Raw genomic sequence first — 18,009 nt, 5'->3', positions numbered from 1 at the left:
CGAAACTCTCTAAGGACATCATGATTTTCAAGCGCAAGAAGGCGAACGCCGAGCCAGCAGCCGAGCAGGCTGCCGGCGCCACCGAACCGGTGGCCGAAACCCCCACCGAGCAGGCGACCGGGACTTCCGCCGAGCAGCAACCAGCCAAGAAGCCGGTGCTCAACGGCCCGTTCGACTACGCGGACATCGAGAACACCGACGAATACCTCGACTTCGGCTCCATCCTGGTCAAGCCGGTCGCCGGACTGAAGGTGCGCATGGACGTCGAACAGTCCAACCAGCGCGTCATCGCCGTCTCCCTGGAACTGGCCGAGTCCCGCGTCCAGCTGATGGCATTCTCCGCCTCCAAGTCCACCTCGCTGTGGCCGGGCATCAGCGACAAGATCCGCGAGGACATCGCCAGCCAGAACGGCGAGATCTACCAGCGCGACGGCGAATACGGCCAGGAGCTGCTGGCCCAGGTTCCGCAGCAGCTGCCCGACGGCCGCGCCGGGCATGTTGCGCTGCGCTTCGTGGGCATCGACGGTCCGCGCTGGTTCCTGCGCGCCGTCATCGGGGGCGCCGCCATCGGCGACGAGGAGGCCTCCAAGGCCATCGACGACCTGGTGCGAGGCGTCGTGGTGAACCGCGGCGACAAGCCGCTGCCTCCGCAGGAATTGCTGCCGCTGAATGTCCCGCGCAACGCCCAGACGCGCCCGGACGCCGAGGCGCAGGGCGAGACCGAGGCCGCCGGCCAGGCGCCGCAGCGTCCGGAACGCGGACCGGAAATCACCCAGATCGGCTAGCCGGATGCCCCTCGAATCCAAGCCGGTCACCCCGAAAATCGAGGGCACGCAAGCGGCGCGCAGCTTCACCCGGCTGAAGTCGCTGGCGCAGCTGCCGGCCAAGGGCAGGGTGGAGCACACCGGCTACATCCAGTCGGTCAGCTATTCGGCGCCCCACCAGGCGCCGCTGCTGACCGCGGTGGTGGTCGACCGGCTGGGAACCGGGGCTCCGCGCCGGGGCACCGTGCCGCACGTGCGGCTGCGGTTCATGGGCCAGAAGAACGTCCCGGGCATCAAGCCCGGGGTGAAGATCCAATACGCGGGAATGGTCGCGCCTGTCGACCAGATCCCCACCATCTATAATCCGCGTTACGTCATCGTTCCCGTTCCCCGCGGGTGAACGCCGAACGCCGCCGGCCGCAGCGCCTGCCGGATGAGCCCGCACTGGGCAGAAGCGAGAATACCGTGAACGAGAATCCACCAGCCGGCGAGCAGCCTAGGCCGGAGAAGAAGCCGAGCCTGGCCGAGGCGATCGGCGCCAGCGCCAAGGTCGCGCAGAACGCCGACGGCGGCATCGACGTGCTCTCCACCGTGGGCGGGGTGCGCGGCATCCTGGAAACCGTGGTCCCGGGCTTCGTGTTCGTGCTGGTCTACGCGCTGACCAACGAGCTGTCCTGGGCGCTGCTGTCCTCGATCGGGCTGGGTGTGGTTTTCATGGTGCTGCGGCTGCTGAACAAGTCAACGCTGGTGCAGTCGGCCAGCGGCCTGGTCGGCATCCTGATCTGCGCGCTGGTGGCCCGCACCTCGGGCAACGCCCGCGACTACTACGTGCCCGGCTTCCTGATCAGCGGCGGCTACCTTCTGGGATTGATGATTTCGATCTTCGTGAAATGGCCGCTGATCGGCCTGCTCTTCGGCTTCATCCGCAACGAGGGCGTGGCCTGGCGCCAGCAGCCGGACCGGTTGCGCCGCTACGGCATCGCGACCTGGATCATCTGCGCGGTGTTCGCATTGCGCCTGGCGGTGCAGCTGCCGATGTACTTCACCGACCAGGTGGTCTCGCTGGGCATCGCCCGCGCGCTGATGGGTGTGCCGCTATACGCGGCCGGCCTGTGGTTCGCCTGGCTGGTCTCCCGCCCCGCCACCGCCGGGCACGCCCCGACGCCCGAGGACCTGGCCTCCTAGCCGCGCGCAGCGGCCCCGTACGCGAAAAAACCCTGGCATCCCAATTGCGCGATGCCAGGGTTTTCGCTGCCCGGGGCGGGGCTGCCGGCTACCGGGTGGCTGCCTGCAGCACCCGGCGCAGCAGCGGTTCGGCCCGCGGGGTGGTGATGAAGAAGATCTCGTCGCCGCCCTCGATGACGTCGTCGTCGCTGGGCGGGAACGGGGTCTTGTCGCGCACCACGGCCATGAGCGTGGTTTCCTCCGGCCACGGCACGCGCCCGATGGTGCGCCCGATCATGCCCGAATCATGCGGCACGGTGAACTCCACCATGTAGACCTCGCCAGCCTTCAGCGTTAGCAGGCGCACCAGGTCGCCGACCTCCACGGCCTCCTCGACCAGCGCGGTCATCAGGCGCGGGGTGCTCACCGCGACGTCCACGCCCCAGGCGTCGTCGAACATCCACTCGTTTTTCGGGTTGTTCACTCGGCCTACGGTGCGGCGCACCCCGAACTCGCTCTTGGCCAGCAGCGAGACCACCAGGTTGACCTTGTCGTCACCCGTGGCGGAGACGACCACGTCGTAGTCCTCCAGCTGCACGCGCTGCAGCACGGCGAGCTCGCAGGCGTCGCCGATCAGCCACTTGACGCCTTCAAGGTCGGCGCGCTGCTCCATTTCGGCCTTGAGGTCCACGAGCAGCACCTCGTGGTGGTTGGCCACCAGCTCGCGGGCGATGGAGGACCCGACCGAGCCGGCTCCGGCGATCATTACCTTCATTAACAGGCCTTTCGCTTAGTCTGCGGGGGCTGGCTTGGGGGCGCTGGCCAGGATCTTTTCCACTTCCTGGCTGCGGTCCAGGTGCATCATGACGTGGATCAGGTCCCCGCCCTGCAGCCTGGTGCGGTTTTCCGGAATGGTTCCCTCGCCAAAGCGGGTCAGGTAGGCCACGCGCACCCCGGCGGCGGCCTCCAGGTCCTTGACCAGGCGGCCGTACCATTCGCGGTGCAGCGCCACCTCGGTCAGCACCAGGCGTCCCGAGGGCTCGCGGAAGTCCCCGCGCATCGAGTAGTCCGGCAGGATGCGGCGCAGCACCTGGTCGGTGCTCCAGCGCACCGCAGCGACCGTGGGGATGCCCAGCCGCTGGTAGATCTCGGCGCGGCCCGGGTCGTAGATGCGGGCGACCACATGCGGCACGTTGTAGGTTTCGCGGGCGACGCGGGTGGCCAGAATGTTGGAATTATCACCGCTGGAGACGGCCGCGAAGGCGTAGGCCTGATCGATCTCCGCCTGCTCCAAGGTGTCCTTGTCGAAACCCAGGCCGGTGACGGTGCTGCCGGAGAAGTCGGCGCTGAGCCGGCGGAAGGCCTCCGGGTTCTGGTCGATGACCGCCACCGAATGCCCGGCGGAATCCAGCGTATGGGCCAGCGCCACCCCCACTCGACCGCAGCCCATGATCACAAAGTGCGCCACCAAAAACTCCTCGGGGTCCAGCGTCCGGATGAACTTCGCCGCGGCACCGCTGCTGGTGCCACGAATGCAACAATAGCGCTGATCGGGCCCGCGTTGGGTCCAACGAAGGCGGCATGCCGCGCGGAGCCTGCGATAACGTTGTCTCGTGCCTGCTTTATTTGATGGTCTGAAACGGATCCTCGTGGGCCGGCCCTTCAGCACCGAACAGCTGAAAAAGAAGCCGCTCCCACCGAAAATTGCGCTGCCGATTTTCTCCTCCAGCGCCCTGTCCTCGCTGGCCTACGCCCCGGACGAAATCCTGCTGACCCTGGCCATGGCCGGTGTGGCGGCGACCATGCTCTCCCCGGCGGTGGGCGTGGCAGTGCTGGTGGTGCTCGTGGTGCTGGTGCTGTCCTACCGGCAGTCCATCAAGGCCTACCCTTCCGGCGGCGGCGACTACGAGATCGTCCGCAAGAACCTCGGCGCCCGGCCGGGCACCGCGGTGGCCGCGGCCCTGCTGGTGGACTTCGTGCTCACCGTCGCGGTCTCCAGTTCCTCGGCCGCCCAGTACCTCAGCGGCATCGTCCCTGCGCTGGGGGAGCACCGCGGCCTGGTGGCGGCGGGCATCGTGGTCTTCCTAGTGGTGGCGAACCTGCGAGGGCGCGGGCAGAGCCGCTGGACGCTGGCCGTGCCGGTGTACCTGTTCGTCTTCGGCATGCTGGCGCTGATCGCGATCGGCGGGCTGCTTGCGGCCACCGGCAACCTGGGACTGGCGCCCAGCGCCGAGTTCACCATCGTGCCCGAGGAGCAGTTCTCCAACGGGTTGCACGGCGTGGTGGGCGCGCTGCTGATCCTGCGCGCCTTCTCCACCGGCTCCGCGGTGCTGACCGGCATCGAGGTGCCGATCTCCAACGTCCAGTACCTGACCAAGCCGCGCGCCCGCAACGCCGGACGCATCCTGCTGGTGGTCGGCTTGCTTTCGGGCGTGCTGACCCTGGGCACGCTGATGCTGGCACGGGCCAGCGGCCTGAAGATTGTCGCCGACCCGCAGAAGTCCCTGCTGCTGGACGGGCAGCCGGTTTCCGCAGACTACGTCCAGGTGCCGGTGCTCGGCCAGTTGGCACAGGCGGTGTTCGGCAACTTCATGCTGGGCACCGTGGTCGTCTCGGTGCTGACCATCCTGGTGCTGCTGCTGGCAGGCAACCAGGCCTTCAACTCCTTCCCGTCGCTGGCCAGCCACCTGGCCACGGACGGCTACCTGCCGCGCCAGCTGCGCACGCGCGGCGACCGGCTGGGCTTCTCCAACGGCATCCTGTCACTGGGCGTCGCCGCGGTGCTGCTGGTCCTGGTGTTCCAAGGCGATGTCACCATCCTGATCCAGCTGTACGTGGTGGGAGTGTTCGTCTCCTTCACGCTCAGCCAGCTTGGCATGCTCAAGCACTGGCACCGCGAACTGGTGCCGGTCGCGGACCGGCGCATCCGCGCCGCGATAAAACGCCAGCGCCTGCTGAACCTGGTGGGCCTGGTGCTCTCCGGGCTGGTGCTGCTGATCGTGCTGGCCACCCGCTTTGTGCACGGCGCGTGGATCGCGGTGCTGGGCATCGTGTTGCTGATGCTCGTCATGAATTCGCTGCACCGCCACTACCAGCAGGTGGATGCCGAGCTGTCCATCGAGGACGGCGGCCAGGCCACCGCGCTGCCGGCGCGAGTGCACGCCCTGGTGCTGGTTTCCACGGTCCGCAAGCCGGTGCTGCGCGCCCTGGCCTTCGCCCGGGCCAGCCGTCCCTCGAAGCTCGAGGCGATCATCGTGGACGTGGAGCCGCAGAAGACCCAGCGCACCTTGGAGGACTGGGAGCGGCTGCGCATCCCGGTGCCCATCACGGCGCTGGCCTCGCCCTACCGCGACATCCCCGGGGCGCTGATCGAGCACATCCGCTCGATCAAGCGCGAATCCCCGCGGGATCTGATCGTGGTCTACATTCCCGAATACGTGGTCGGCCACTGGTGGGAGCAGCTGGTGCACAACCAGACCGCCCTGCGGGTGAAGAACCGGCTGCACTACGAACCCGGAGTGCTCATCGCCTCCGTGCCCTGGCGCCTGCTGAGCGCCAAGAACGCCCTGGGCGGAGGGCCGACCGAGGAATCCTCGGCCCACCGCGAATCGAACCCCCTGCCGAAGGACTAACCGTCGTGACCGAATCACCCACCCTGAAACTGCGTCTGGGCGCCATCGCCCACGGCGGACACACCGTGGCCCGCCACGAGGGGCGGGTCATCTTCGTCCGCCACGGCATCCCCGGCGAGCTGGTCACAGTCCGGCTGACCGACAGCGACGAGAACGCGAAGTTCTGGCGCGCGGATGTCGTCGAGGTGCACGAGGCCAGCGAGCACCGCGTGCCGCATTTCTGGGAGGCGGCCGACGCATTGCGCCACCGCGACCCGGTGGGCGGCGCAGAATTCGGCCACATCACTCTGGAGCACCAGCGCGAGCTGAAGGCCGGGGTGGCCGCCGAGCAGCTGACCCGGCTGGGAGGGATGAAGGCCGAGGACTACAACTTCCCGGCCGTGCAGGCGGTGGCCGGACAGGACGACGGCCTGGGCTGGCGCACCCGCATGTCCTACTCGGTGGACGCCGAAGGCAAACTGGCCATGAGCGGCTTCCGCAGCAATACGCTCACAGCTATCGACTCCATGCCGTTGGCCCACCCGGCCATCGAGCGCACCGGGTTGTACACGATGGACTTCTCCGGCATCGAGCGGGTGGAGGCCGCGGTTTCCAGCAGCGACGATTCCACGGTGCTGATCCTGTTGGCCGAATCCCGCCCCGGCGCCGCCCGCAAGGCGGCCCGCCAGTTCCCCGAGGGCGTGAACGTGGCGGCCTTCAGCCAGCAGGGCGGCTCGGCCGCCGACGGCCGCGGCGAGCTGCAGGCCCTGACCGGGCGCAGCTGGCTGCAGGAGTCGGTGCTGGGGGAGAGCTTCCGGATCACCGGCGAAGGCTTCTGGCAGGTGCACCGCGCGGCGGCCACCGTGCTCAGCGAGCGGGTCATGGAGCTGACCGAGCCGGCGCGCGGCGAGCAAATCGCGGACCTGTACGCCGGGGCGGGCCTGTTCTCGCTGCCGCTGGCGAAGTCGGTGGGCCCTGAGGGGCGCGTGTTCTCCATCGAGGGCGCCCCCGGCACCCACGCGGATGCCAAGAAGAACCTGCGCGAGCTGCGCCAGGCCAGCGTCATCCGCGGACGCGTGGAGCGCGTGCTGCGCCAGGTCGCGCGCGACGCCCAGCTCGATGCGGTGGTGCTCGACCCGCCGCGGGCCGGAATCGACAAGCAGGTGGCCGCCGAATTGGGTTCCAGCGGCGTTTCGCGCATTTGTTACGTCTCCTGCGACCCCGCATCTTTCGCCCGGGACACCGCTCGTTTGACCTCGCGCGGCTACGAATTAGCGCACATGGAGATTCACGATTTGTACCCGCACACCCACCATATGGAGTCGATTGGGCTCTTCGTGCGCCGTTAGACCATCGAATATTGCCGTTTGGACACGAATTTGGCGGAAAATTATCCCCGTTCATTCTTTTTGTCCTAGTTGGCGATAGACTGTTTTTAGCTCTGCAACGATACAAGCATGAGAATCTCAGTTAGGAACTCCTAACTGGAATGCGAGTGTGTGCGTGCAACAGAATGAGTGTCTGGCGAGAGGAGTCCCACGTGAGCAATGTGGACAGCTTCGGTGCCAAGGGCGTACTTGACGTCAATGGAACCGAATACGAAATTTACCGACTGAATACGGTCGAAGGCGCAGAAAGCCTTCCTTACAGCCTTAAGGTTCTTCTGGAGAACCTGCTTCGCACCGAAGATGGTGCGAACGTTACTGGCGAGCACATCAAGGCTCTGGGACAGTGGGATGCTTCGGCACAGCCGAACACCGAAATCCAGTTCACCCCGGCCCGTGTGATCATGCAGGACTTCACCGGCGTTCCATGTGTCGTCGACCTTGCCACCATGCGCGAGGCCGTCAAGGAACTGGGCGGCGACCCAACCCGTGTGAACCCACTGGCTCCTGCCGAAATGGTCATCGACCACTCGGTGCAGATCGACACCTTCGGTTTCGAAGGCGCCGTCGAGCGCAACATGGAGATCGAGTACCAGCGCAACGGCGAGCGTTACCAGTTCCTGCGCTGGGGCCAGACCGCATTTGACGACTTCAAGGTCGTCCCGCCGGGAACCGGCATCGTGCACCAGGTCAACATCGAGTACCTGGCGCGCACCATCATGACCCGCGAGGTCGACGGCGTGCTGCGTGCCTACCCTGACACCTGCGTCGGCACCGACTCGCACACCACCATGGTCAACGGCCTGGGCGTGCTGGGTTGGGGCGTTGGCGGCATCGAGGCCGAGGCAGCAATGCTCGGCCAGCCTGTCTCCATGCTGATCCCACGCGTTGTCGGCTTCAAGCTTTCCGGCTCGATCCCTGCCGGAGCAACCGCAACCGACGTGGTGCTGACCATCACCGAAATGCTGCGCAAGCACGGTGTTGTGGGCAAGTTCGTTGAGTTCTACGGCGAGGGCGTGGCAGCAGTGCCGCTGGCCAACCGTGCAACCATCGGCAACATGTCCCCTGAGTTCGGTTCGACCGCCGCCATGTTCCCGATCGACGATGTCACCCTCGACTACCTGCGCCTGACCGGCCGCAGCGAAGAGAACATCGCACTGGTCGAGGCTTACGCCAAGGAACAGGGCATGTGGCACGATCCAAGCCGCGAGATCCGTTTCTCGGAGTACATGGAACTGGACCTGTCCACCGTGGTTCCATCGATCGCCGGCCCGAAGCGTCCACAGGACCGCATCGAGCTGTCGAGCTCGAAGGAGCAGTTCCGCAAGGACCTGCACAACTACGTGTCGGCCACCGAGGACACCCAGGGCGTCGGCCGTCCATCGGTAGCCGTCGAGGTCACCAAGGAAGATGGACAGAAGTTCACCATCGACCACGGCATGGTCTCGATCGCATCGATCACCTCGTGCACCAATACCTCCAACCCTTCGGTGATGCTTGCAGCAGCAGTGCTCGCTCGCAACGCCGCCGAAAAGGGCCTGTCCTCCAAGCCATGGGTCAAGACTTCGGTCGCACCGGGCTCGAAGGTCGTCACCGAATACTACGAGGCTTCCGGCCTGCTGCCATACCTGGAGAAGCTCGGCTTCTTCGTGGTCGGCTACGGCTGCGCCACCTGCATCGGCAACTCCGGTCCGCTGGATACCGAGATCTCCGAGGCCATTCAGGCCAACGACCTCGCCGCCACCGCAGTGCTCTCGGGCAACCGCAACTTCGAAGGCCGCATCAACCCGGACGTGAAGATGAACTACCTGGCTTCCCCGCCACTGGTCATCGCCTACGCCCTGGCTGGCACCATGGACTTCGACTTCGAGACCGATTCGCTGGGCAAGGACACCGAGGGCAACGACGTCTTCCTGAAGGACATCTGGCCATCGCCTGTCGAGGTCCAGCAGATCATCGACTCGTCGATCGACAAGGACATGTTCGCCAAGGGCTACGACGGAGTCTTCGAGGGCGACGCCCGCTGGAAGGCACTGGACACCCCTGAGGGCGACACCTTCGCATGGGACGAGAAGTCGACCTATGCCCGCAAGGCGCCATACTTCGAGGGCATGACCGCCGAGCCGCAGCCGGTCCAGGACATCGAGGGCGCTCGCGTGCTGCTCAAGCTGGGCGACTCGGTCACCACCGACCACATCTCGCCTGCAGGTTCCTTCAAGTCGGACACCCCGGCTGGTCGCTACCTGATCGAGAACGGCGTGGATCGCAAGGACTTCAACTCCTACGGCTCGCGCCGTGGCAACCACGAAGTCATGATCCGCGGTACCTTCGCGAACATCCGCATCAAGAACCAGCTGCTGGACGGCGTCGAGGGTGGCTTCACCCGCGACTTCACCCAGGAAGGCGCTCCGCAGTCGTACGTGTACGACGCTGCAGAGAACTACAAGGCTGCCGGCACCCCGCTGGTCGTTCTGGGCGGCAAGGAATACGGTTCGGGCTCCTCGCGTGACTGGGCTGCCAAGGGCACCGCGCTGCTGGGTGTCAAGGCCGTCATCACCGAGTCCTTCGAGCGCATCCACCGCTCGAACCTGATCGGCATGGGCGTTCTGCCGCTGCAGTTCCCAGAAGGCGAGTCGGCTGACTCGCTGGGCCTGACCGGTACCGAAACCTTCGCAGTCTCCGGCGTCACCGAACTGAACAACGGTGTCACCCCGAAGACCCTGAAGGTCACCGCAACCGCTGAAGACGGCAAGGTCGTCGAGTTCGACGCAGTCCTGCGTATCGACACCCCGGGTGAAGCAGACTACTACCGCAACGGTGGCATCCTGCAGTACGTGCTGCGCCAGATCGCAGCCGCCAACTAAGGACCCTGCTTAGATCGCTGATCGACGTGAACCCTAGGTAGTTCCGCATCACCGGAACACCGTGAGACCCAAGGCCCCGGCCTTGGGTCTCACGTTTTAATCGTGCAAGAATGTTCGGGCACCAAGTAGCTGCCCGGATCCACCCGGACCGCCAACCAGCCCTGCCATGATGAAAACAGCGATGCGCGAGATGACGACTCGAAAACTCCTTCTTGATCAATTCCTTGATCCCGCACAACTCGATGCTGTCGAACGCTGGCTTCCGGGCTGCACCATGACCGCCGACCTTTCCTGGTACGAAACCGATACCCTGGTCCTGCACCTGCGCACGGCGGGTAGCGACTACATCCTGAAAAGCGCCGGATCTTCGAACCATCATTTCGAGCGTGAACTTGCAGCTCACCAAGGGCCGACGGCGGCATTGGTCGAGTCGGGGTACGGCGCTGCGCTGCTTTTCGCCGATTCCTCGGCCAGGCTCATGATCCTTGAATATCTTCCCGGAGGCCTCAGCGAGCACACCGCACGGGAACTGGACCCGGAATTCCACCGGCAGGCTGGAGACGCCCTGCGAACCCTGCATCAGGGCGAGGGGCATCTTGACTCAGCATATGAATCCAAGCTGCTGGCGATGAGCCTTAAACGGCTCAGCCAAGAGCACCGGATCGATCCGGAGAACGAGCGCCGGGCGTACGAGGTCCTGCGGGCCTATCAGCCACGGCCGGTCCGGCTGGTACCAACCCACGGAGACTGGCAGCCGCGCAACTGGTTAAGCGACCATGGAAAATTGAAGGTCATCGATTTCGGCCGTTTCGACTACCGTGCACCGTCCACGGACCTGGTGCGGCTGGCCAACCAGCAATGGCTGGGGCATCCCGAACTTGAATCGGCCTTCCTGCAGGGTTACGGCGGAGACCCGCGGCAGGCACGCAGCTGGCCGATCGAATGCCTGCATGAAGCCATCGGCACGGTCATCTATGCCTACCGCCTCGGCGCCGAGGACTTCGAAGCCCAGGGCCATCGTATGCTCGGCCGGGCCTTGCAGCTCGCCGGGTGCTGAAGACCCTGGACTGGTTCAGGTCTCTCTCCGGACTTCCGCTGCGGCGGCAGCCCTAGCCGGAACGTGCGGTGCGCAGCATCTTCAAGACGTCCCTGGCGGCGAAGATGCGCTGTCGAAGTCCGTGGGCACCGAAGGGCTCCAGCGAGATGAGCATGCGGATCCGTCCGCACAATCCCATCCGCAGGTTCGGGTGCTGGGTGCCGATGTCGGCCTCGGCCCGGGGGAGCTGGTCGAAGATCGATTCCCCGGCAGGAACTTCGCGGCGGATGGCCACTGGCACCCAGTCGCCATCGATCCGGGCCCGCGCCCGGTACTCCCAGCTGCTGGCGGTGCGCACGATGCTGCCGTCGGCCAACGGAACCAGGTGTTTCACGCGCCGCTTGGCGAGGAAACCGGTGACTGCTCCGGGTACCGCATCATCCAGCGGCAGCCACACGGTCAAGTTCAGCCCGAACCCATGCCCGGAAAGGCGCTCGCTCCAACTGACGCCAACCGGCCCATCGGTCATGGCGGTGCATCGGTAATCGGCCCGAACCCCTTCCGGCCGAGACCGCTCAAGATAGGCGACCGCGTCCCGGTAGCCCATGGACATCAGCGTGGACGCGCTGATCCGCCCCAGATAGAAGACCGGGTCCAGCGGCAGCGGATGCTCCGGTTTGATGACATGCAGGACGAATTCACGTCCGGCGGCCTTGGCCTGCTCGAAATCAGCGAGCAATCCGCCGGTGGCGCTCATCTCGATCATGTGCACGTACTGTTCCAGCGGGCCGTTGCCCCAGTACGGCGAGTTTCCCACGCACCAGAGCAGCCAGACCTCCTTCGCCCCATGCTCCAGCGCCGCGGTGATATTCGCATCACGGATCCATGCCGCATCAGTCCAGGTGGCCCCGTCGCGATGCAGCGGTGCGGTGAAAATCGGCAGGCTCATGCCAGCCGCCAGCAAGGGCAGATCCACCTCCGTGGAGGAGACCGCGATGCTGCGTTTTTCGGTGAAGTTGGCGATGTTGAACGTTCCCGGGATCCTGCTTTTCCGGATGGCGTCCACATCCACTCCCATGGAAGGGAAGAGCTTGGTGATCATGGCCTCGGGGCTGGAAAACGCCGGCAGGTTCCAAGGCCCTCTCAGGTAGTCTCGGAGCGGCAGCGGCGAGGAGAAGTTGGAGACCTTGACCGAGGCCCAGTGCTTCATGATCTGCTCGGCATCCTGGCCGGAGAGCATCATGGCGGTGTTCAGGATTCCGCCGGAAGTCCCGTCCACGTGGGTGAATTCCAGGCCCGCTTCCTCAAGGGCCTTCAATACGCCGGCTTGCCAGGCCACGCGCATGCCGCCCCCGGCGAGCACCAGCGAGCGTTTCACCGCTGTGGCCGTTCATGCTTCGGGAGCATCGTCGCGCCCAAGCCAGCAGCCAGCACCGCGGCCGAGAGCAGGTCGAACGCCGCGACGGCCAGCGCCCGGCGGGCGAACACGCCGCGGCGCACCCCGATCGCCACCGCGCCGACCGCGCCGGCCTTCTGGACCACGGACCAGAACAGCGTCAGGCGCATCGACTTGCGGCAAAGCATCGAATGGGTCAACAGCCCGCCGGTGATCGTCATGAACATCCCGACCGTTCCGAACAGCTGGCGGGTCGCCGGCGAATTCTCGGCTCCCACGAGCTTCAGCACGAGTCCCGGAGCTGCTGCCTGGCTTGCGCCGGACACCACTGTCACCGCTCCGATCCCCAGTGCCGCGCGAGCCAGCATGGACGCGGGGCCGGATTCGACGTGTGTGCATTTCATGGCAGTGCCTCCCACAGTTCATGGCCTGCCAGCAGATAGCCGACCGCGGCCGCCCAGTAAATCAGTGCTGCATAGAATCTCGCCCAGTTGCGCGAGACCCACTGGTGCATCTTGGCACGCAACTCCGGCTCGTCGGACACCGCTCCAGTGAGCAGCTGCTGGTTAACCGGACGCATGGACAGTGCGTACCACAAGGCCAGGAAAATGTACGACGCGGCGGCGGCGATAGAGAATACCAGCGTCCACACGTGGGTGCGTCCCAGCCATATTTGGATCAGCGGGGCGACCAACAAGGGAAGGAACATGATCCCCAGAAAGCGGGTGATTGCAGTGATGGGCACGGCGAAGACCGTTGACAGCTCATCGAGCCGCAAGCCGAGGAATACCGGGCGCAGGAAGAACTGCGCCACCGTCATGAATCCGAGATACAACGATGCGCCGAAGACCGTCACCAGTGCCGAAATCAGTGCGGTCCAAGCCAAGGCAGTACTCATTGGACGCGGCTTTCGCCCCGCCGCGGCGGATCGGGCCATTCTTCACCCAGTCCCAGCCCGACCACCGAATCCATGCCGTCCCCGCCGTAGGGGGCGCGGTCCCGGCCGTACTGGAACCACGCCTCGTAGTGGTCATCGAGCACCCCGTGGGAATCGGGAATATACAGGGTGAACACCGGCTGCGGGTCGAAATCCAGTCCCGCCAGCCCGGCCACCTGCGGCAGGTCTCCGAACTCCAGCCGCGCCTTGGCTTGCCTGCCGATCGACACGTCGGCGGTGCCCTGGAAGTAGATGCTCGACTTGTAGAGCATGCCGCGGAACGAGCAATAGTTCACCGCACCGACCTTGAGCGGCAGCGCGGTGGGTGCCGGGCGGTCGATCTCCACCAGCGCGCCCTTCACCCCGTCCAGCTCATAGGCGCTGGACACCGTCTGCTCCGTCACCTTGAAGTCCAAGCTGGCCTGGTGCTTGGGCATACCCCAGATCCCCTTGCCGCCCTTGACCGAAATTTCAGTGCTCACCGGCAAATCCACCACGTACTGCCCCAGGTTCAGGGTTTTCTGGAACAGCATGGGCAGCAGCGGCGGTGCCGGGCGCATGCCGCGGGTGACCGCAATCGCCAGCGAGTATTCGATGTAGGCGCCGATGTCCGTGGCAAGGTAGTTGATCACGGTGACCACCAGCAGCGAGCGTCCGCCTGGCAGCCTGAACGGATGCAGCTCTTCGCCCGGGATCAGCGTCGCGGCGGCACGGGCGTCAATGGGAAACGCGGTCATCAGCACCGGCGAGGGTTCGGAATTGACCGGCAGCAGGTAGCTGATGCCGTCCACGGTGGCCTTCTGCCCGGACAGTTGCCGCTGACGGGCCGGCAGTGCCGAGGGCAGCAGGCGCAGCGCCGAGCGCAGCGGGGGTAGCAGATTCATGATGCAAGCTCCTGAAGGATCAAGGGATAGCTGTCGCGCCAGGCATCCCTGCCGAAAATAAGATCCAGATGTCCGTAGCCGGGAATCACGTGCAGCGAATGCTCCCCGGGGGCGTAATAGTCGAAGAATTCGTAGGTGCGCCGTTGCCCCTGCGGCAGGAAGCACCGGTTGTCCGCCCCGGCGATAAAGGAGAACCGTGCCTCGGTGCGCGGCGGCCCGTCCACCAGCGAGTCGGGAAGCTGGCTGTGCTGCCCGGTGGGCACCAGGTATCCGGCCTTCACGCACCCGGCCATCTGGCGGAAGAAAGACAGCGGGGCGCCGGCGAACTCCCCGATGATCCAGCGGTGCGTGGCATCGTCCAGGTTCGCGTGGGACCACAGGGCCGGATGCCCCGCCCCGTAGGTGAAGGACACCAGCCGGCACACGGTGTTGTCGCATTCGTGGTGGGTCAGCTTCACCCCCGAACGCACGATGCGCGAGAAGTAGCCCTGGGACTTGTAGCCCCAGCGCGGGGAGAGCATCGGGGTGAACCCGCCCAGCAGCGGCAGCAGGTGGGTGAGTTTCTGCCGGGATACCCACGGGACATCCACGAACAGCGAACAGGCGTTGGAGACGATGGTGCGCACCTGCGGCAGCAGCCCTGCCACCGCGGCCATGGTGAAGGAGGTCGAGCCCTGGCAGTGCACGAACGCGGCCAGCGAATCCGCCCCGGTGCGCGCCAGCACCTCGCGCACCGCCGCAGGATGGTCGAACACCGCCGCGTCGTCCAGCGTCCAGGCCACCGGCGGCAGGTCGATGGACGCACGCCAGTTCAGCATCCACACGTCCCAGCCCTCATCCAGCAGGGCGTCCACCAGGGTGCGCGCGATCGGCGGGCGGAACAGCTCGGCGCGCACCCCGGCCCCGTGCACCAGCAGCACCGGCCCGCGCGGGGCGTCCGGGCGGCGCAGCGAGGCGACATGCACCAGTGTCAGCGGCAGCCCGTCGTCGGCGCGGAACTGCACCACCTCGGTCGCATGATCGGCGCGGGTAGTCTGCATGGTGGTCATTGGACACCTCCCGGGGTGCTGAAGCCGTTGATGCTCACGGTGATCGGGTTTTCCAGTAGCCGCAGCGGCGGCAGCCCGTCGGCGGGCACCGGGCGCATCTGGTTCTGGGTGCTGGGTCCGGTATCCCAGTCGTGGACGACGGTATCGGCAATCACCGGGTAGATCACCAAGGTGCCGTCGTCGCGCAGGTGCATCCGCAAGAAGCCCTTGCCGTCCTCGTAGGCCAGCGCCGTCATTTTCAACCTGCCCACAGCCCCGGGCGGGGCGAACACCAGGTGCAGGGCGAAGACCATCGTGCCTACGGCGGCGCCCAGCACCGTGGCGTAGACCGCCGCCAGCAGCACGGTGATCCACCCTGCGCTCCAGTTCCGCTGCCAGGGCAGGGCGATGAGCCCGGTGAAAATGGCCGAGGCCAACAACAGCTGCAGGCCCACGATCAGCAGCGGCTGCACCATCGGATTGGATTTCCCGGAGGCCTCAGACCCGTCCTGGAACAGCCCCCGGGCATTGCGCGCCAGCCACAGCAGCAGGGCGATCAGCAGCGGCACCACGAACAGGAACACCACGATGCCCACGGCGTGGACCCAGTCGCCCGAACCCAGCGCCTCGGGATACGAGTCGCCGGTGATTCCGGAGAAGACGGTGCACAAGAACATGAAGCAGGCCAGGTGCACCACGCCCAGCCCGGTACTGAACCAGGGGTTGCGCCAAGGCAGGAAAAACGCGCTGAACGGGTTGGCCAGCTGCCAGTGCAGCGCCCGCTCCTGCGTCGGGGTCGGGAACACGGTCTCGGCCAGCGCATACCGCTGGCGCTCAGCCGGATTCACCATCTCCCGCGAACCGGTGGGCGGCAACAGCAGCTCGGGCGACAGGTGCCGGGCACCCGAAAGGAAGGCGCCACCCAGGCCGCAGGTCAGCAGCTGCTCGCGGCGCGGGTCCTCGGGTCCGGCCTGCTCGTGCAGCTGGGCGTAGCGTGCGTAGTGGTGCTTGTCCCCGCTCAGCCGCACCCGGATCTGCGCCCCGGTAGGCGTCGATTCCCCGGTCGCCGGGTCCGTGCACTGCAGCAGGTAGTGGTTCTCGAAGTAGCGCAACGCGTTGTTCGCGTTCGGGTCGCCGTCCGGCAACGTGCCGGTGGCCTCCCAAGTGGGGGAGGAGGCGCACAGGATGATCGCATCGCCCGGCTTCAGGTGCCGCGTCACCTCCGCCTCGAAGTACTGCAGCTGCGGCCGGTCGATGTAGCTGCCCAGCTCGCTGTCCAGCGCGACCAGCCACCAGGTCTTCTGCACCGTGTTGGCTTCCAGGTTGGTCAGCCGCGCGGCGAAGTAGCCACGGGACTGCAGGGTCTGCCACCCGCCGATCTTCGCCTGCTGGCAGAAGATGCGTTCGAAGGCCGTCAGCCCGTCGTACCAGTCGTGGTTCCCGGGCAGGGCCAGCAGCGCGGCCGCCGGCCCCGGAAGCGAAGCGGCACGGTAGGGTCGCACCAGCCGGTCCTCGTAGGCGCGTTCGGAGGCCGCCGGGTAGACCTCGTCCCCGCCCATGACCAGCAGCTGCGACTTGGGCAGCCTTACCGGCGGCTGGCCGGGCTGCGCGGCCTGGACCTGCAGCTCGGGCTGGGCCAGCGCCCAGGCCATGGTGTAGGTCGCGTCGAAACCATCGCCGAGATCCGCGATGAAGTCGATCCAGCGGCCCTGCTCCTGCGGCGGGAATTCGGCCAGGTCCATGGCTCGCTGCGGGAAAATGCTCTGCATCTCCCGGTTGTCCATGAACCCCAGGAAGACCTGGGCGGCCAGCGCCTTGATTCCGGTGCGCACCAGCTCGGGCGGGGACAGCCAGCGCGCCGCCGGCCGCGGGCGGAACCCCAGTTCATGCTCGAACTGCTCCAACTCATGCTGGTTCATGATCGTTCTTCCGGACACGGCGCGGCGCAAGGTAGCTGCGGTACAGCGACCCCAGGAACAGCCCGCCAAAGGCCGACAGCGCCTGGACCTTGCGCGGCCCCTGCGCCCTGAAGGTCGTGAGCTGGCGCGCGAAGTCCAGCGGCTCGATATACAGGATGCCGGATCCCAGCACCGCCGGGTCCTCGGCCGCCAGCAGCCCGGAGGCCGCAGGGTGTTCCGGTGCCGGCGGGAAGACGTGGCCTTCCAGCAGCTGCACGAACAGGGTTGTGGTATCCGGCCAGAGGTCCACGCCCGGCCCGTCATGGATGTCCTTGAAACCCACCAGGGTCAGCTGCCGCCCGCCCGGGGACTGGACATGCAGGCGGTAGAGCATCAGCCGGCGTTCCTGTTCATCCGGCACGAACAGGTTGAACCAGCCGCGTAGCACCGGGCAGTGCCCGCCGAGCACATCCGCGTCGAGGAAGCCCTCGGCGCTCGCCGGGTGGCGCGGATCGGCGGTGAAGCGGTCGATGTCCTTGGCCGTGATGGTCAGGGTGAACATCATGCGTTCGTGGCGCAGCCAGGCCTGTGCCAGGCCCGAGGCCGGCTCGCCCACGCCCAGCGTGAAATGCCCGCGCATGGTTTCGGTGAACGCCACCGAGGTGGCCCGGGGATTCAGTGGCTCGACCGGGGCGGCCGGGTCCTGCGCGGTATGCGCGTCAACAGGTCCGCCCTCCGGCGCCGCACCGGCTAGGGAAGATCCGGCCGCGACGACGGGGGAGGCCCACGACTGCTCGAGCAGGTGCTCGCAGGCCCGGTCCGCCATCGCGGCGATGGTCAGCGACGGATTCGGGCCGACCGGGCCGGGCATGGCGGCGCCGTCCACCACGTACAGGCCCGGCTGGCCGTACACCTCCGACCACGGGTCGCAGACGCCGACCTGGTCGTGGGCGGCGGGCGGGGCCCCGGCCCCCCGGGGGCGCGGGTGCCCACCCCGGGGCCGGGCCCGCGGGGTGTCGGGGGTATCAGCACCCCCGTGGGT

The 18,009-nt window shown here is 66.5% G+C and carries 16 protein-coding genes; 7 read left to right on the top strand and 9 right to left on the bottom strand.

What is annotated here, in order from left to right:
* The first annotated feature begins 20 nt into the window (after positions 1-20).
* The 3 genes from RF641_RS17235 (at position 21) to RF641_RS17225 (ending at position 1,949) form a co-directional block, all read left to right on the top strand.
* Positions 21-785: a DUF3710 domain-containing protein gene (locus tag RF641_RS17235; protein WP_047119443.1), complete on the top strand. Its 765-nt coding sequence runs from the start codon at positions 21-23 to the stop codon at positions 783-785.
* 4 nt (positions 786-789) lie between these two features.
* The gene (locus tag RF641_RS17230) at positions 790-1,164 is read left to right on the top strand and encodes a hypothetical protein (protein ID WP_047119442.1); all 375 of its coding nucleotides are present in this window, start codon (positions 790-792) and stop codon (positions 1,162-1,164) included.
* 65 nt (positions 1,165-1,229) lie between these two features.
* Positions 1,230-1,949 (top strand): DUF3159 domain-containing protein, encoded by a 720-nt coding sequence (locus tag RF641_RS17225; RefSeq protein ID WP_052772579.1) that lies wholly within the window; start codon positions 1,230-1,232, stop codon positions 1,947-1,949.
* Positions 1,950-2,037: 88 nt separating this feature from the next.
* Here RF641_RS17225 and RF641_RS17220 read toward each other — a convergent pair whose 3' ends face one another.
* Both RF641_RS17220 and RF641_RS17215 read right to left on the bottom strand, forming a co-directional pair.
* A complete protein-coding gene (locus RF641_RS17220; RefSeq protein WP_047119441.1) occupies positions 2,038-2,703 on the bottom strand; it encodes a potassium channel family protein in 666 nt (221 codons plus the stop codon).
* Positions 2,704-2,718: 15 nt separating this feature from the next.
* Positions 2,719-3,396, bottom strand: coding sequence for a potassium channel family protein (locus RF641_RS17215; RefSeq protein WP_047120783.1), 678 nt, complete (start codon positions 3,394-3,396; stop codon positions 2,719-2,721).
* 145 nt (positions 3,397-3,541) lie between these two features.
* Here RF641_RS17215 and RF641_RS17210 point away from each other — a divergent pair, with 145 nt between their 5' ends.
* From RF641_RS17210 to RF641_RS17195, 4 genes are all read left to right on the top strand, one after another.
* Positions 3,542-5,560, top strand: coding sequence for an APC family permease (locus tag RF641_RS17210; RefSeq protein WP_181728012.1), 2,019 nt, complete (start codon positions 3,542-3,544; stop codon positions 5,558-5,560).
* 5 nt (positions 5,561-5,565) lie between these two features.
* Entirely contained in the window at positions 5,566-6,888 is a 1,323-nt protein-coding gene (locus RF641_RS17205) for a class I SAM-dependent RNA methyltransferase (RefSeq protein ID WP_424573712.1), read from the top strand.
* Between the two features lie 191 nt (positions 6,889-7,079).
* Positions 7,080-9,788 (top strand): aconitate hydratase AcnA, encoded by a 2,709-nt coding sequence (gene acnA, locus RF641_RS17200; protein ID WP_047119440.1) that lies wholly within the window; start codon positions 7,080-7,082, stop codon positions 9,786-9,788.
* 166 nt (positions 9,789-9,954) lie between these two features.
* Positions 9,955-10,845, top strand: a complete 891-nt coding sequence (locus tag RF641_RS17195; protein WP_424573711.1) for an aminoglycoside phosphotransferase family protein — start codon at positions 9,955-9,957, stop codon at positions 10,843-10,845.
* Positions 10,846-10,897: 52 nt separating this feature from the next.
* On the opposite strand, the gene RF641_RS17190 is transcribed toward RF641_RS17195, so the two are convergent.
* From RF641_RS17190 to RF641_RS17160, 7 genes are all read right to left on the bottom strand, one after another.
* A complete protein-coding gene (locus RF641_RS17190; protein ID WP_424573710.1) occupies positions 10,898-12,202 on the bottom strand; it encodes a patatin-like phospholipase family protein in 1,305 nt (434 codons plus the stop codon).
* A complete protein-coding gene (locus tag RF641_RS17185) occupies positions 12,199-12,624 on the bottom strand; it encodes a hypothetical protein (protein ID WP_424573709.1) in 426 nt (141 codons plus the stop codon). Before RF641_RS17185 ends, RF641_RS17190 begins: the two co-directional genes overlap by 4 nt.
* Positions 12,621-13,118 carry a hypothetical protein gene (locus RF641_RS17180; protein WP_424573708.1) on the bottom strand — a complete coding sequence of 166 codons (498 nt, stop codon included), beginning with the start codon at positions 13,116-13,118 and terminating at the stop codon, positions 12,621-12,623. The genes RF641_RS17185 and RF641_RS17180 overlap by 4 nt, the downstream gene beginning before the upstream one ends.
* Positions 13,115-14,041 (bottom strand): acetoacetate decarboxylase family protein, encoded by a 927-nt coding sequence (locus tag RF641_RS17175; RefSeq protein ID WP_424573707.1) that lies wholly within the window; start codon positions 14,039-14,041, stop codon positions 13,115-13,117. Before RF641_RS17175 ends, RF641_RS17180 begins: the two co-directional genes overlap by 4 nt.
* Positions 14,038-15,090: an alpha/beta hydrolase gene (locus RF641_RS17170; protein WP_047119435.1), complete on the bottom strand. Its 1,053-nt coding sequence runs from the start codon at positions 15,088-15,090 to the stop codon at positions 14,038-14,040. Before RF641_RS17170 ends, RF641_RS17175 begins: the two co-directional genes overlap by 4 nt.
* Entirely contained in the window at positions 15,087-16,988 is a 1,902-nt protein-coding gene (locus RF641_RS17165) for a hypothetical protein (RefSeq protein ID WP_146955826.1), read from the bottom strand. Before RF641_RS17165 ends, RF641_RS17170 begins: the two co-directional genes overlap by 4 nt.
* Positions 16,975-18,009, bottom strand: a 1,035-nt coding sequence (locus RF641_RS17160; protein WP_424573706.1) for a GMC oxidoreductase, incomplete at its 5' end; no start/stop codon positions are given. The genes RF641_RS17165 and RF641_RS17160, both read right to left, overlap by 14 nt.

This window comes from Arthrobacter sp. 'calajunan' (assembly GCF_046940185.1).
Taxonomy (GTDB): domain Bacteria; phylum Actinomycetota; class Actinomycetes; order Actinomycetales; family Micrococcaceae; genus Glutamicibacter; species Glutamicibacter soli.
Note: the sequence above shows the minus strand (reverse complement) of the source record. Positions and strands in the feature narration are given on the sequence as shown.